14 protein-coding genes are annotated in these 13712 nt (G+C 59.4%); 13 read left to right on the forward strand and 1 reads right to left on the reverse strand.

The features are described from left to right. Positions 1-139 precede the first annotated feature (139 nt). From pcnB to Thiofri_RS22675, 4 genes are all read left to right on the forward strand, one after another. On the forward strand, positions 140-1579 hold the full coding sequence (gene pcnB, locus Thiofri_RS22660) for a polynucleotide adenylyltransferase PcnB (protein ID WP_009148724.1): 1440 nt from the start codon (positions 140-142) through the stop codon (positions 1577-1579). Between the two features lie 99 nt (positions 1580-1678). After that, positions 1679-2479, forward strand: coding sequence for a 3-methyl-2-oxobutanoate hydroxymethyltransferase (panB, locus tag Thiofri_RS22665; RefSeq protein ID WP_009148725.1), 801 nt, complete (start codon positions 1679-1681; stop codon positions 2477-2479). Positions 2480-2505: 26 nt separating this feature from the next. Then, a complete protein-coding gene (panC, locus tag Thiofri_RS22670; protein WP_009148726.1) occupies positions 2506-3357 on the forward strand; it encodes a pantoate--beta-alanine ligase in 852 nt (283 codons plus the stop codon). Positions 3358-3440: 83 nt separating this feature from the next. Then, positions 3441-4037, forward strand: a complete 597-nt coding sequence (locus tag Thiofri_RS22675; RefSeq protein ID WP_009148727.1) for an HdeD family acid-resistance protein — start codon at positions 3441-3443, stop codon at positions 4035-4037. 243 nt (positions 4038-4280) lie between these two features. Here the strand turns inward: Thiofri_RS22675 and Thiofri_RS22680 are convergent, their stop codons facing one another. Then, positions 4281-5492, reverse strand: coding sequence for an AI-2E family transporter (locus tag Thiofri_RS22680; protein WP_040855801.1), 1212 nt, complete (start codon positions 5490-5492; stop codon positions 4281-4283). A 282-nt stretch (positions 5493-5774) separates the two neighbouring features. Here Thiofri_RS22680 and Thiofri_RS22685 point away from each other — a divergent pair, with 282 nt between their 5' ends. From Thiofri_RS22685 to flhA, 9 genes are all read left to right on the forward strand, one after another. Continuing rightward, positions 5775-6272: a flagellar basal body-associated FliL family protein gene (locus Thiofri_RS22685; protein ID WP_009148729.1), complete on the forward strand. Its 498-nt coding sequence runs from the start codon at positions 5775-5777 to the stop codon at positions 6270-6272. A 32-nt stretch (positions 6273-6304) separates the two neighbouring features. Further along, on the forward strand, positions 6305-7282 hold the full coding sequence (gene fliM / locus Thiofri_RS22690; protein ID WP_009148730.1) for a flagellar motor switch protein FliM: 978 nt from the start codon (positions 6305-6307) through the stop codon (positions 7280-7282). Between the two features lie 66 nt (positions 7283-7348). Next, on the forward strand, positions 7349-7894 hold the full coding sequence (gene fliN / locus Thiofri_RS22695) for a flagellar motor switch protein FliN (protein ID WP_009148731.1): 546 nt from the start codon (positions 7349-7351) through the stop codon (positions 7892-7894). Continuing rightward, entirely contained in the window at positions 7894-8439 is a 546-nt protein-coding gene (gene fliO, locus Thiofri_RS22700) for a flagellar biosynthetic protein FliO (RefSeq protein WP_009148732.1), read from the forward strand. The genes fliN and fliO overlap by 1 nt, the downstream gene beginning before the upstream one ends. Continuing rightward, positions 8436-9200, forward strand: coding sequence for a flagellar type III secretion system pore protein FliP (gene fliP, locus Thiofri_RS22705; protein WP_009148733.1), 765 nt, complete (start codon positions 8436-8438; stop codon positions 9198-9200). Before fliO ends, fliP begins: the two co-directional genes overlap by 4 nt. 42 nt (positions 9201-9242) lie before the next feature. Beyond that, positions 9243-9512, forward strand: coding sequence for a flagellar biosynthesis protein FliQ (gene fliQ, locus Thiofri_RS22710; RefSeq protein ID WP_009148734.1), 270 nt, complete (start codon positions 9243-9245; stop codon positions 9510-9512). A 43-nt stretch (positions 9513-9555) separates the two neighbouring features. Then, on the forward strand, positions 9556-10329 hold the full coding sequence (gene fliR / locus Thiofri_RS22715; protein WP_040856740.1) for a flagellar biosynthetic protein FliR: 774 nt from the start codon (positions 9556-9558) through the stop codon (positions 10327-10329). A 55-nt stretch (positions 10330-10384) separates the two neighbouring features. Further along, positions 10385-11536 (forward strand): flagellar biosynthesis protein FlhB, encoded by a 1152-nt coding sequence (gene flhB, locus Thiofri_RS22720; protein ID WP_009148736.1) that lies wholly within the window; start codon positions 10385-10387, stop codon positions 11534-11536. Further along, positions 11536-13638: a flagellar biosynthesis protein FlhA gene (gene flhA / locus Thiofri_RS22725; RefSeq protein WP_009148737.1), complete on the forward strand. Its 2103-nt coding sequence runs from the start codon at positions 11536-11538 to the stop codon at positions 13636-13638. The genes flhB and flhA overlap by 1 nt, the downstream gene beginning before the upstream one ends. The last annotated feature ends 74 nt before the right edge of the window (positions 13639-13712 follow it).

Here is a 13712-nt window from a genome sequence, read left to right on the forward strand (position 1 = left end):
GACGAGCGATGAAGAGTCGCGTATTATACGGGATTCGTCCTTAGGCTCAAGCTGATGACAAAGATTCATCGCTCGCCGGATGTTGCCCGCCAGACGTTTCTGGCCGGACGTTTCCCGCAGGGCAAGGCGCGAGCCCTTCATGTGCGCTCATCCAGGCATCGCTTTACAGAGCCACTTTATTCGTAGACAGGCGTTTTCACATATTGGGGTATTTTTAGTTTCCTTGTCTTCCTTGACCGAACCCACACCAAGCATTGTGCCTCGTCCGGAGCACAGCATTTCGCGCGCCAATATCAGCGCGAATGCGGTCAGGGTGCTCAATCGCTTGAAGCAGAGCGGCTATCAGGCTTATCTGGTCGGCGGCGGTGTGCGCGACTTGTTGCTTGGCCACGAGCCGAAGGATTTTGACGTTGCCACGGACGCGCGGCCCGAGGATGTGCGGCGGGTGTTTCGCAACTGCCGGCTGATCGGGCGACGGTTTCGCTTGGCGCATGTGTTCTTTGGTGCTGAGATCGTCGAGGTCGCAACATTCCGGGCGGCAAATGTCGATCTTGGTGACGAGGATGCGCGCCAAATCGAAAACGGCATGATCCTACGCGACAATGTATTTGGCTCTATCGCCGAGGATGCCTTGCGACGAGATTTCACCGTCAATGCGCTCTACTACAACATCGCGGATTTCTCGCTCGTCGATTATGTCGAGGGACTTGCCGACATTGCCGCCGGGAGGCTGCGGCTGATCGGCGATGACCCGATCGCCCGCTATCGCGAAGACCCGGTGCGCATGCTGCGCGCGGTGCGCTTTGCCTGCAAGCTGGGTTTTGTGATCGAACCGCGCTGCGAGACGCCCTTGGTCGAGCTGGCACCTTTGTTGCGCGATGTTCCGCCAGCGCGGCTGTTTGAAGAGATTCTCAAATTGTTCCAGGCCGGCTTCGCCCTGCCGGCGTTCGAGAAGCTGCGCCATTATGGGCTGTTTGCCGAGCTCTTCCCTGAGACCGAAGACTGCCTCGCAATGCAGGAGGAGGATTTCCCCATCACGTTCGTGAACCGGGGGCTGGACAACACCGACCGCCGCGTTCAGGAAGGCAAGCCTATAGCGCCCTTTTTTCTGTTTGCGGTGCTCTTGTGGGAGCCAGTACGCCGTCAGTACTTACAATTGCTTGAGGCTGGCCATGGCTGGTCGGAGGCCATGACCACTGCCTCGAGTATGATCGCCGGGCGTCAGCAGGCGTATGTGGCCATCCCCAAGCGATTTGGCTTGCCGATGCGCGAGATCTGGGCTTTGCAGCCGGCGCTCGAACGCCGTCGGGGCAAGCGGCCCTTGGCCTTAATTGGGCATCCGCGCTTCCGCGCCGCCTATGATTTTCTGCTGCTGCGGGCTGAGTCCGGCGAGGTCGACCCGGAGCTGGCTGCCTGGTGGACGCAGTTCCAGGAGGTCAACCCATCAGAGCGCGCGGCCATGGCAACGGAGCGCAAGCCCAGCCGCAAGAGCCGGCGCAGACGTCGACGCAAGGCACCAGCCGAGAAGACCGATCAGCCGGCGACCGATCCCTCCGGTCAAACAGCACCTCCGGCCTAATATCGGTTGTGCTCTCGGGTGCCGCCCCATTCGCACCCAGCCAAGCACATCAGGCACCAAGGTTAGCCATTTCGCCCCCCGCCAACCGCTCGCAAGACGATGGACAGCATCACCCTAAAACGACTCGCACGGATGAAGCGTGAGCACCAGCGCATCGCCTGCCTGACTTGTTATGACGCGACCTTTGCCCGGCTGCTAGAAAGCGCCGGTGTTGAGGTCTTGCTCGTCGGCGATTCCCTGGGCAATGTGATTCAGGGACATGGCAGCACCCTTGCCGTCACGCTCGATGACATGGTCTATCACAGCGCCTGCGTGGCGCGTGCCATCTCGGCTCCGCTGCTGATTGCTGATCTACCCTTCTTGAGCTACGCCACGCCGGCGCAGGCAATCGAAAGCGCGCGCCAGCTGATGGGCGACGGCGGGGCGCGGATGATCAAACTCGAGGGCGGTAGTCAAGTGCTAGACACTATCAGGCTGCTGAGCGATTTCGGCGTCCCGGTGTGCGCCCATCTGGGTCTGCTGCCGCAGTCGGTCCATCGCCTTGGCGGCTATCGCTATCAGGGACGCGATGCTGCCGCGGCCGAGCGCATCCGCGCCGACGCGCTCGCGCTACAGCAGGCGGGCGCTGAATTGCTCGTGCTCGAATGCGTGCCGGCGGCGCTGGCCACCGAACTGAGCCAAAGTCTCAGCCTGCCGGTGATTGGCATCGGTGCCGGTGCCGACTGCGATGGCCAGGTTCTGGTGCTGCACGACCTGCTCGGTGCCAGTGTGACCGGGCAACCGCGTTTTAGCCGGGATTTTCTCACAGGGCAAAGCCATGGGCTGCGCGGCGCGGTCGATGCCTATGTCACTGCGGTCAAAACCGGAACCTTTCCAGGACCTGAGCAAATTCTGTTCTGATGTTATTCAGCTCCTGGGATTCAAGCATGCAAATTTTCACCGAGATCGCCACCGCCCGGGCCCAGATAGCCGACTGGCGCCATGCTGGCTTGCGCATTGCTCTGGTGCCAACCATGGGCGCCCTGCACGCCGGACATCTATCGCTCGTGGACTTGGCGCGGCAGAGCAGTGACAGGGTGGTTGTTAGCCTGTTCGTCAACCCCTTGCAGTTCGGCCCCAATGAAGATTTTGACCGCTACCCGCGCACCTTCGCGCGTGATTGCGAGCAGCTTGAGGCGCAAGGCGCGCATGCCCTGTTCGCGCCCCCGGATGCCCAGATGTATCCCGAGGGTCGCGAGGGCCAGACGCGAGTGCATGTGCCCGGGCTCTCGGAGATGCTCTGTGGCCAAAGCCGCCCTGGATTTTTTGACGGCGTGGCAACAGTGGTCACCAAGCTATTCAATACAGTCCAGCCGGATGCGGCCATCTTTGGCGAGAAGGATTTTCAGCAACTGGTGGTGATCCGGCGCCTAGTCAGGGATCTCAACCTGCCGGTCGAGGTTCTCGCTGGCCCCACAGTGCGCGAGCCCGATGGACTGGCAATGAGCTCCCGCAATGCTTATCTGTCCGCCGAAGAACGCGCCATCGCGCCGCACCTGCAACTGCAACTGCAAAAAGCGGCCCAGGCTCTGCGGCAGGGAGCCGAGGTGGCTGGAGTTGAAGCCGGAGGACTGGCGCGCCTGAATGCCATCGGCTTGCGCGTCGATTATTTCAGCGTGCGGCGGGCGGAGGATCTGGCCTCACCCCGTCCCAGCGACAGTGCGCTGGTGATTCTCGCGGCGGCTTATCTTGGCCACACGCGCTTGATTGATAATCTGAGTGTCGAGCGAGCGGTGTAACCTAGCCTCAATCGACGACAACATCCGTTTGACAACGGCCAATTGACAACAATGCCAATTGACAAAAATGGGAGAGATGCAAGATGACGACTGACAATCAAGCCGCGCCGACAGGTGCCACGCTTCCGCTCGGGCTCTTTGGTGAACTCGAAAAGAACTGGGGTTGGCTGATGGCGTTTGGAATTTTTTCGATCCTGCTTGGCACCGTCGGCCTTGGCATGACCTTCCTGCTGACTGAGGCGAGCCTGAGCTTTTTTGCCGCGCTGCTGATTCTAGGCGGGGTATTTCAAATCATGCAGGCAATCAAGTGCCACGGCTGGCGCGGTATTCTGCTGCATGTCCTCATTGCCTTGTTCTATGTTATCGCTGGCCTATTGATTGTCCTCAATCCCATCCTCACGGCCATCACCCTGACCTTGACACTAGGTGCCGTGCTCATTGTGGTCGGCATCGCCCGAATCATGCTTGGTATTCAGATGCGCCCATCGCCGGGTTGGTACTGGCCGCTGATCTCCGGCCTGATCTCGCTGCTGCTAGGCGGTCTCATCATCGCCCAATGGCCTCAGTCCGGTTTCTGGGTAATCGGTCTGTTCGTGGCCGTTGAGCTGATTTTTAACGGCTGGTCTTACTTGTTCATCGCCCTAGCGGCACGGGCAGCAGGTAAGGCCAAAAGCGCCTGAGGAAACTATTCCTGGCAGACAGGGATTTTCGGCTTCTTTTGGGCCGGGCAGCGCCCCCAAGAGCGCTGCCCGGCCCAAAACCGAAAACGCAGTTGCTAAGGAACCGCTGATTTATTCGAATTCTTGGCTTTGACCGCCAGGTAAGCGGCTGATTCGCCGATGCCTCAAATTTCAAATGATGAATAAATCAGCGCTCCCATAAAGCTTCGGTTGGCGCTGCCACCGAGACCGTCAGCTCCCATCTCAGGCATGTCCAGGCTCCCGCGCTGAGTCGGCTGCGTCTGATTCCACGGCAGGCGCTTGTGTCACTTGGGGGTCGGGCGCGTCTGCGGTATCTGTTGCATTGGTGTCGGTATCGGCTGCGGGTTCAGGCTGGCCAAGCGGCCGCGCGGTCGGGGTCCACTCCACCGCCGGCAGCAAATACTTGAAAGTGGTTCCGTACATTTCCCAGATAGTGATGAACAGCGAGGCGATCAGCGGGCCGATGAAAATCCCGGGAATACCGAACATCATAATGCCGCCCAGGGTGCTGAAAAAAATCATCAGCTCGTGCATTTTTATGTCCTTACCGACCAGAATCGGGCGCAGTACATTATCCAGGCTGCCGACGATCAGGCCGCAGAAAAGGGCCAGCAGGACAGCATTGGCCATTTGTCCCTGCACCATCAGAATGATCACTGCCGGAATCCACACCAGCGCCGAGCCCACACTGGGAATGACCGACAGCACAGCCATCACAGTGCCCCAAAATACCGCGTTGTTGATGCCAGCCACAGCAAAGGCGATGCCGGCCAGAGTGCCCTGCATGGCGCCGATCAGCATGGTGCCTTTCAGGGTAGCGCGGGTCACCGAGGTGAATTTATCGAGCATCAGATGCTCGTCACTGCTTTTGAGCGGCAGATAGTAGAGAATCCGCTCGACCAACTTGTCGCCGTCCATTTGCAGGAAATACATGGTGTAAAGCATCACAAAGGCCATGAAAACCACATTGGCCGTGCCCAATGTGAGAGACGACAGCCCGCCCACCAAAAATTTGCTCACCATGCTGACGGCTTCGCCGGCTTTTGAAATCAGTAAATCGCGGTAAGGCAGCAGGTCGTCATAGAAGGGCAGATGGGTGATTTCTGCGGCGAACACGCCTGGTTCGCTCAGCTTTTTTACCCATGGGGTAACCGACTGGCTGACATCAATGGCCTGCGCGACCACAATACCGATCAGGCTGACCAGCGGGATCAGAATAATGAACACCATCGCCAGCAGAGTCACCAGGGAGGCCAGGTGATGCCGCCCGCCCAACCAGAGATCAAGGCGCAGATAAAACGGCCGGGCCAGAGCGCTGAACAGCCCGGAGAGGAACATGACCATCAGAAACTGATGGATCATGCTAAAAAACAGCGCGCTAATGCCGAGCGTCATCAGCAGGATAGTCAGGTTATTGATCTGGTCTTTGTTCATGGTCGCCAATTTGTCGCTAATCGATGTCGGAGTGGACCGCAGCTTCGCGATAGGATTTGCAACGGCCATGGATGGCGTTACATCGCCAGCCCGAATTCTATACCGAAACCCTGTGAGATTTCGGCTCGTTCTGGCGCTACCCTAGTGTGGCTGCGGGCTGGGTGTCGCGAAAATCGGTTGTACCTTGCATCCTGTTGGATGCAGGTTTGCTAAACTCCACGCCAAAGACAATCTGACCCAAAGACAACCCGATCCAGAGATCATCCGACAGGACAATCGCGCATGGCAAAGAAACCGGCAAAAAAAGACGAGGCAGCGGCCAAAGGTGGCAGCAACAAAACCAAGCTGATTGTGATGATTCTTCTGGCGCTCATCCTGCTCGGCGGCGGTGGTGCGGCGGCCTGGTTTTTCCTGCTGAGCGGAAGCGATGAGCCGGTCGTTGAGCAGGAACTTGGCCCCTCGCCTTTGATCTACTTTCGACTGGCCAAACCCATCACTGCGACTCTGCCCCCCGATGAACCGGCCAACCACCTGCGGGTCAATGTGGTCTTAGCTAGCCGGAATCAGGCCGTCATTGATGCACTTGAGCTGCATACCCCCATTATCCGCAATGATCTGCTTGCCCTTTTTGGCAATCAAACCTTTGCTGAATTGAACACCCCGGAAGGAAAAGAAGCCCTGCGCGAGCAGGTCCACGAAACTGTCACCGCAATCCTGGTCCGCACCGGCTCCCCGGCCGGTATCGAGAATGTCTTTTTTGACGAGATCGTGATGCAGTAGCCCCCTGCATCTAACGAAAGGAAGCACGCGCCATGGCCCAGCAGACCGATATCCTCAGCCAAGACGAAATTGACGCCCTTTTACACGGTGTCGATGGCGGCGATATCGATACAGAGACTGACCCCTTTCCCGCCGATGGCGAGGCACGGGAATTTAACTTTGCGACCCAGGAGCGCATCGTGCGCGGGCGCATGCCCACGCTCGAGATGATCAACGAGCGTTTTGCCCGCTACTTGCGGGTGCATCTGTTCAATCTGCTGCGTCGTTCGGCCGAGATTTCGGTGGTGGGCACCCGGCTGACCAAGTTTGCGGACTATGTGCATTCGCTGTTCGTACCCACCAGCCTGAATCTGGTGCGGGTAGCGCCCCTGCATGGGACTGCTCTTTTCGTGTTCGATCCCAAGCTGGTGTTCGTACTGGTCGACAATTTCTTCGGCGGAGACGGGCGCTTCTACACCCGCATCGAAGGGCGCGATTTCACGCCGATGGAATTGCGCGTCATCCAGAATCTTCTCAACACCGCCTTTCGCGACATGGAGAAAGCCTGGGAGCCGGTAATGGAGCTGAAATTCGAGTTCATCAACTCGGAGGTCAATCCGCAGTTCGCCAACATCGTCAGCCCCACCGAGATCGTGGTGATCAACGACTTCCACGTCGATCTCGATGGCGGCGGTGGCAATCTGCATGTGACCCTGCCCTACTCGATGATCGAGCCCATCCGCGAGCATCTCGATACCGGCCTACAGTCGGACCGCTCAGGGGTCGACCAGCGCTGGCTGCACGCCCTGCAGGATGAAGTTCAGCTCGCGGAGGTGGAGATCAGCTCCATGCTGACCGAGGCGACGCTGAGCGTCGAGGAATTGCTCAGAGTGCGGCCAGGCGACATTATTCCGATAGAGTTACCCGATCACGTTGTGCTGAATGTTGAGGATGTGCCGCTTTTCCGTGGAAAATACGGAACACTCAACGGACAAAACGCGATCAAAATCGAAGAAATTCTGCATCGTTGATCTGGACCAGCGGCGCGCTCCCCGGCGGGGAGTCAAGACAGCAATTCAACCCAAAGAGCCCCACCCATGAGCGAGGACAACGAGAACCCAGCCGAGGATGATGCGCAGGATGCCGAGGACGGCCAATCCGCCGCTGACGACTGGGCGGCAGCGCTTGAAGAACAGCGTCATGAAGAGCAGAAGGATGGCGCCGACCCGCAGGCCGATGTCGATGCCGCCATGGCAGCAGCCGGCGAACCGGCTTCTGGCGTCCGACAGCCCGAGTGGCTCGGCGGTGGTATCGACCCTGGCGCGGCACAACCCATGCAGCCCGAGGAGTTTTCCGAAGCAATGCCCTCCGGGGTGGATTCGGTTAATCTCGACATGGTGCTGGATGTTCCTGTCACCATCTCCATGGAAATCGGCCGCACCAAAATTCCAATTCGCAATCTGCTGCAGCTCAACCAGGGCTCGGTGGTCGAACTCGACCGTCTTGCCGGCGAACCTCTGAATGTGCTGGTCAACAACACCCTGATCGCCCACGGCGAGGTGGTGGTGGTCAATGAAAAATTCGGCATTCGCCTGACCGATGTCATCAGCCCCAGCGAGCGCATCAGGAAGATTAACAAGTGATGCGCACTCGCGGTGGATGGCACCGGTTTGGCTTCCTGCCGCTGGCTGCCTTGCTGTGCGCACTTGTGGCGCAGACGCTGCAAGCGAGTGAACCGGCAACTGGCTCGGCACCTCCGGCCACCGGTGGCTATGTGACCGGCAGTTATGGCGCCGGTGGGTATCTGGCGCAACTCATTGGCGGGCTGACCTTTGTGGTCATAGCCATCCTGGTCTTTGCCTGGTTCATGCGTCGGTTTTCTGGCACCTCCAGCGCTGGCATCCCCCGAGCCATCGAAATTCTGGCAGTTCGCTCTGTTGGTACCCGCGAGCGTCTGATGCTAGTCAAGGTTGGCGAGGAACAAGTGCTGATCGGCGTTTCCCCGGCCGGCATGCGCACCCTGCACCGGCTCGAAACGCCTCTTCAACCCCCTCCATCGAAAGCCTCATCACGAGCCAGATCGCAAAACCCAGAAGAAACCCCAGCGGGGGACAAAGCTGAACCCAAAACTGGCGTCGATTTTGCATCACTGCTGCGCAAGCAGATGAGTAAAATCACAGACGCATGAGCCCGAAACCATCGACCTTCCTCCTCGCCGCATTTCTTGTGCCGGCCGGCGTGCTGTTCGCACCCGAGGCTTGGGCGCAGGCGGGCGGCCTACCGGCGCTGACGGTGACCACCGGCCCCAATGGCGGCGAGACCTACTCGCTCACCCTGCAGGTGCTGATCATCACCACCTTGCTGACCCTGCTGCCGTCAGCCCTGGTGATGATGACCTCCTTTACCCGTATTGTGATCGTACTTGGCATTTTGCGGCAGGGCCTGGGCACCTCCCAGACGCCCTCGAATCAGGTGCTACTCGGGCTCGCGCTTTTTCTGACGCTGTTCATCATGGGCCCGGTATTTCAGGACATCTACAGCGAGGCCATCGTGCCTTACCAGAACGAAGAGATTGGCACCGAGGAGGCGCTCAGCGCGGGCCTCGGTCCATTGCGCACCTTCATGCTGGCGCAAACGCGCGAGACCGATCTCGCCATGTTTGCCAGCATCAATGGCGTTGATGGCTTCGACGGACCGGACGCCATCCCGCTCAATCTGTTGGTGCCGGCCTTTATGACCAGCGAACTAAAAACCGGCTTTCAAATGGCCTTTCTGATTCTGATTCCCTTCTTGATCATCGACATGGTCGTGGCCAGCGTGCTCATGTCCATGGGTATGATGATGCTCTCGCCCATGATTATCTCCTTACCGTTTAAAATCATGCTCTTTGTGCTGATCGACGGCTGGTCGCTGATCATGGGCACCCTGGCGCGCAGCTTTTACAGCTAAGCGGCGGCAATTCGATAACAAACACCACTGGAGTGCGCAACAATGACGCCTGAAATGGTCTTAGATATCGGCAAAGAGGCAGGGACCGTACTGGTCCTGCTGGCCACCCCGCCGCTGCTCACGGGCCTGGCTATCGGCGTGCTGGTTGGCATGATCCAGGCCGCGACCTCGGTACAGGAAATGACCCTGACCTTCATCCCCAAGCTGCTCGGGGTCTTCACCGCCATGCTCATTTCCGGTCACTGGATGCTGGCGACCATTACCGACTACACCACCGGTCTCTACGACAGTATTCCAACGCTGGTGGGCTGATGCGGCGGCGACTGGGTCATGACAGGAACGCGCGGGCGCGATGATCAGCATCTCGGCCGATCAAATCATGACCTGGGTGCTGTCTCTGATCTGGCCCTTTGTGCGCATCAGCGCCATGCTGCTGGTGGCGCCCATCTTCGGTGCTCGCGGCGTCAACGCCAGAATGCGCATGGGGATGGGACTGCTGATTGCCATGGTCATCGCACCTCAGTTGCCGGCGCCGCCGTTGATCGATGTGCTCAGCATGCAGGGGTTGGTGGTGGCAATGCAGCAGGTGCTCATCGGTATCGCCATGGGCTTTGTGCTGCAGATGGTGTTTTCGGCGCTCACCCAGGCGGGCGAAAGCGTCGCCCTGTCCATGGGGCTCGGCTTTGCCTCCGTGGTTGATCCGGCCGCCGGGGTTCAAGTGCCCATTGTGTCGCAGTTTTTTGTCATTATCGCCACCCTGCTGTTCCTGGCCATGAACGGCCACCTGGTGCTCCTCGAGATGCTGCTGCTGAGTTTTTCCTCCATGCCGATCGGCGACGGGGGTTTGACTCCGGACGATTTCTGGACGCTGCTTAACTTTGGCACCACCATGTTTGGCGGCGCCCTGCTGATTGCGCTGCCAGCGGTAGCCGGGTTGCTGATGGTGAATCTCGCCATGGGGGTTGTCGCGCGCACCGCCCCGCAACTCAATATCTTCGCGGTCGGTTTTCCGGTCATGATGTTGGCCGGTTTCGTGCTACTGAGTATTCTGCTGCCGAGCGTTTTTGCTCGACTTGGCGAATTAATGACACTGGGCTTTGAGTTGATTCAGCGTTTGATCAGACTCTGACTCACAGCTGTATCGGACCACCCGCTCCCTGCGGAGAATCGACCGGAGAATCAAGATGGCCGAAAACGAAAACGGCCAAGAAAAATCCGAAGAACCCACTGGCAAACGCGTCCGCGAATCCCGCGAGAAAGGCCAGGTTCCGCGCTCAAAAGAGCTAAACACCGTTATTGAGCTGATCGTGGCCAGCACCTTCATGCTGCTGTTCGGCTCCTATATCGGCATCGGAATGGCCAATCAGTTCGCCGACGGACTAACACTGGAGCGCGAGCTGCTGTTCGACCCGGCGGCGATTCCGGGCTATTTCGGCGCCCAGTTCGGCCGTGCGTTGCTGAACCTCGCCCCCCTGCTGGGGCTGCTCACGGCGGCAGCCATGATCGGCCCGGTCATTATTGGCGGTGCCAATTTTTCGTCAAAAGCGCTGGCGCCCAAGTTCAGCAAGCTCAACCCTATCAAGGGAATGAAGCGCTTCGTCTCACCGACCGGGCTGATGGAGCTTGGCAAGGCGCTAGGCAAGTTTGTGCTGGTGGGCGGTGTGGCCGCGCTGGTGCTCTCGACCATTGTCGATGAGGTGCTGACGCTTGGCGATGAACCGGTCAAGCAGGCCATTGTGCATGCCGCCCATCTGGCCGCCTGGGTGTTTCTGATGGTCTCCGCAGTGCTGATTCTGATCGCGCTAATCGATGTGCCCTATCAGCTGTGGAACCACAACAAGCAGCTCAAGATGACGTTGCAGGAGGTCAAGGACGAGCACAAGGAGACCGAGGGCAAGCCCGAGGTAAAGGGTCGCATCCGCCAGATGCAGATGGAAATGGCGCAACGGCGCATGATGTCGGAAGTGCCCAAGGCCGATGTGATCATCACCAACCCAACGCACTACGCCGTGGCCATTTCCTATAAGCCAGGTGTCATGGGTGCGCCGCGACTGCTGGCCAAGGGTGTTGATGAGGTGGCCTTTAAGATTCGCGAGCTGGCCGGCGAGCATCTGATCACTGCGGTCGAGGCGCCCAGGGTGGCACGCGCGATTTACTTTACCACTGAGCTGGAGCAGGAAATTCCCGGTGGACTCTTCGTCGCCGTGGCGCGCATCCTCGCCTATGTCTATCAGCTCAAGCGTCCGGATGCGCGCCCGACCATGCCGCGCGACTTGCCGGTGCCGGACGAGTATCTTGACCCGGCCGCCGCGCGCCAGGCTCGCAAGGCTCGCTAATGCCCACCATCGCCGAACGCCTCCAATCCCTGCGCGGCTTCGGGCTCGGAGCGCCGATACTATTGATGGCGCTGCTGTCAATGCTGGTGCTGCCGCTGCCGCCCTTTGTTCTGGATATTCTCTTCACCTTCAACATCGCCCTGTCGCTGGTCGTGATCATGGTCGCGATCTACACCCCGCGACCCTTGGACTTTGCCATTTTCCCAACTGTTATCCTGATCGCCACGCTGTTGCGTCTGGCGCTCAATGTGGCCTCGACCCGGGTGATTCTGCTCAACGGCGCCGATGGCACGGGCGCAGCTGGACGGGTGGTGCAGGCCTTTGGCGACTTTGTCATCGGCGGCAACTTCGCCGCCGGCCTGGTGGTTTTCTCCATTCTGGTCATCATTAACTTTGTGGTGGTCACCAAGGGCGCCGGTCGTGTATCAGAGGTCAGCGCCCGCTTCACTCTGGATGCCATGCCCGGCAAGCAGATGGCCATTGATGCGGACATGAATGCGGGTCTGATTGATCAGGAAACCGCCCGCACCAGGCGCGAAGAAATCGCCCAAGAGGCAGACTTTTACGGCTCCATGGACGGTGCGAGCAAGTTCGTGCGCGGCGATGCGGTGGCTGGCATTCTGATTTTGTTTATTAACATTATTGGCGGGCTCATCATCGGCACGACGCAGCACGGCATGAGCTTCAACGATGCGGCGTCGAACTTCGTCCTGCTGACCATTGGCGACGGTCTGGTCGCACAGTTGCCATCGCTGCTGCTGTCCTCGGCCACCGCGCTCATTGTCACCCGCGTGTCTACCTCGCAGGACATGGGCAGCCAGGTGAGCAAGCAGTTGTTCGAAAACCCCAAGGTACTCTATGTATCCTCCGGGGTCATCGGCATCTTGGGTTTGATTCCCGGCATGCCAAACCTGGTGTTCCTGGGGCTGGCCAGCATGCTCGGCGGCGCCGGCTATCAGATCAGCCGGCGCGCACGCGAGTTGGAGGTCGAGGAAGCCCAGCAGGCGCTACCACCTGGGGTTGAGGTGCCCACGGAGGAGACGCGCGATCTGTCATGGGACGATGTGCCAGCGGTGGACCTGGTCGCGCTCGAGGTCGGCTACCGGCTGATTCCGCTGGTCGACCGCAGCCAGGACGGACAGCTCATGGGCCGCATCAAGGGCGTGCGCCGCAAGCTGTCGCAGGAACTGGGTTTTCTCATTCAGCCAGTGCATATTCGCGACAACCTGGAGCTTGGCCCCAATCAATATCGTCTTGCGCTTCTTGGGGTGAATGTGGCCAATGCCGAGGTGTTCCCGGATCGCGAGCTGGCCATCAACCCCGGACAAGTGTTTGGCAAGGTACCTGGCACCCCAACCAAAGACCCAACCTTTAATCTCGATGCACTCTGGATCGACCCCTCTGATCGCGACGCGGCTCAGGGTGCGGGCTACACCGTGGTGGACGCCGCCACCGTCATCGCCACCCATCTATCACAGGTACTGCGCGAGAACGCCTACCGGCTCATCGGCTATGAAGAAGTCCAGCATCTGCTCGATCAGCTCGGACGGCGCTCACCAAAGCTGGTCGAGAACCTGTTCTCCAAGCAGCTCTCGCTCGGCGCGGTGCTCAAGGTGCTGCAGAATCTGCTCGCCGAGCAGGTGTCCATCCGCGATATCCGCACCATCGCCGAAACTTTGGCGGAACGCTCCCAGACCAGTCAAGATCCCGACACTTTAACCGCCACCGTGCGGGTCGCGCTGGCGCGCTCCATCGTGCAGGACCTGGTCGGCCCCAGTGATGAGCTGCCTCTGATTGCGCTCGACCCATCCTTGGAACAGCTCTTGCATAAGTCCCTTCAAGCCAGTCAGGGCGAGACTATCGGGATCGAACCCAGCCTGGCCGAGCGAGTGCAGCGTGCGGTAGCCGACGCGGCCCGCCGCCAGGAAGTAGAAGGCGCGCCGGCAGTGCTGGTGGTGGCACCGGAAATTCGCTCCTGGATCTCGAGCTGGCTGCGCGGTGCGGTGCGCAATTTAACCGTGATCGCCTTCACCGAGATCCCGGACAACAGACGCATTCGAGTGGTCGCGACCGTCGGACAAAACGATGCCCGCGCCGCCTGAAAGCGAGGAAACATTAGCGATGGGCTTTAACCGGCCCTGGTGAGATTCACCCCCTTGGAGCTTGATGGAGAGCA

This window comes from Thiorhodovibrio frisius (genome assembly GCF_033954835.1).
Classification (GTDB): domain Bacteria; phylum Pseudomonadota; class Gammaproteobacteria; order Chromatiales; family Chromatiaceae; genus Thiorhodovibrio; species Thiorhodovibrio frisius.

What these genes read in the sequence shown, in the direction of transcription:
- pcnB (WP_009148724.1), top strand. Translation starts at nt 140, where the DNA reads ATGTGCGCTCATCCAGGCATCGCTTTACAGAGCCACTTTATTCGTAGA.
- panB (WP_009148725.1), top strand. Translation starts at nt 1,679, where the DNA reads ATGGACAGCATCACCCTAAAACGACTCGCACGGATGAAGCGTGAGCAC.
- panC (WP_009148726.1), top strand. Translation starts at nt 2,506, where the DNA reads ATGCAAATTTTCACCGAGATCGCCACCGCCCGGGCCCAGATAGCCGAC.
- Thiofri_RS22675 (WP_009148727.1), top strand. Translation starts at nt 3,441, where the DNA reads ATGACGACTGACAATCAAGCCGCGCCGACAGGTGCCACGCTTCCGCTC.
- Thiofri_RS22680 (WP_040855801.1), bottom strand. Translation starts at nt 5,492, where the DNA reads ATGAACAAAGACCAGATCAATAACCTGACTATCCTGCTGATGACGCTC.
- Thiofri_RS22685 (WP_009148729.1), top strand. Translation starts at nt 5,775, where the DNA reads ATGGCAAAGAAACCGGCAAAAAAAGACGAGGCAGCGGCCAAAGGTGGC.
- fliM (WP_009148730.1), top strand. Translation starts at nt 6,305, where the DNA reads ATGGCCCAGCAGACCGATATCCTCAGCCAAGACGAAATTGACGCCCTT.
- fliN (WP_009148731.1), top strand. Translation starts at nt 7,349, where the DNA reads ATGAGCGAGGACAACGAGAACCCAGCCGAGGATGATGCGCAGGATGCC.
- fliO (WP_009148732.1), top strand. Translation starts at nt 7,894, where the DNA reads ATGCGCACTCGCGGTGGATGGCACCGGTTTGGCTTCCTGCCGCTGGCT.
- fliP (WP_009148733.1), top strand. Translation starts at nt 8,436, where the DNA reads ATGAGCCCGAAACCATCGACCTTCCTCCTCGCCGCATTTCTTGTGCCG.
- fliQ (WP_009148734.1), top strand. Translation starts at nt 9,243, where the DNA reads ATGACGCCTGAAATGGTCTTAGATATCGGCAAAGAGGCAGGGACCGTA.
- flhB (WP_009148736.1), top strand. Translation starts at nt 10,385, where the DNA reads ATGGCCGAAAACGAAAACGGCCAAGAAAAATCCGAAGAACCCACTGGC.
- flhA (WP_009148737.1), top strand. Translation starts at nt 11,536, where the DNA reads ATGCCCACCATCGCCGAACGCCTCCAATCCCTGCGCGGCTTCGGGCTC.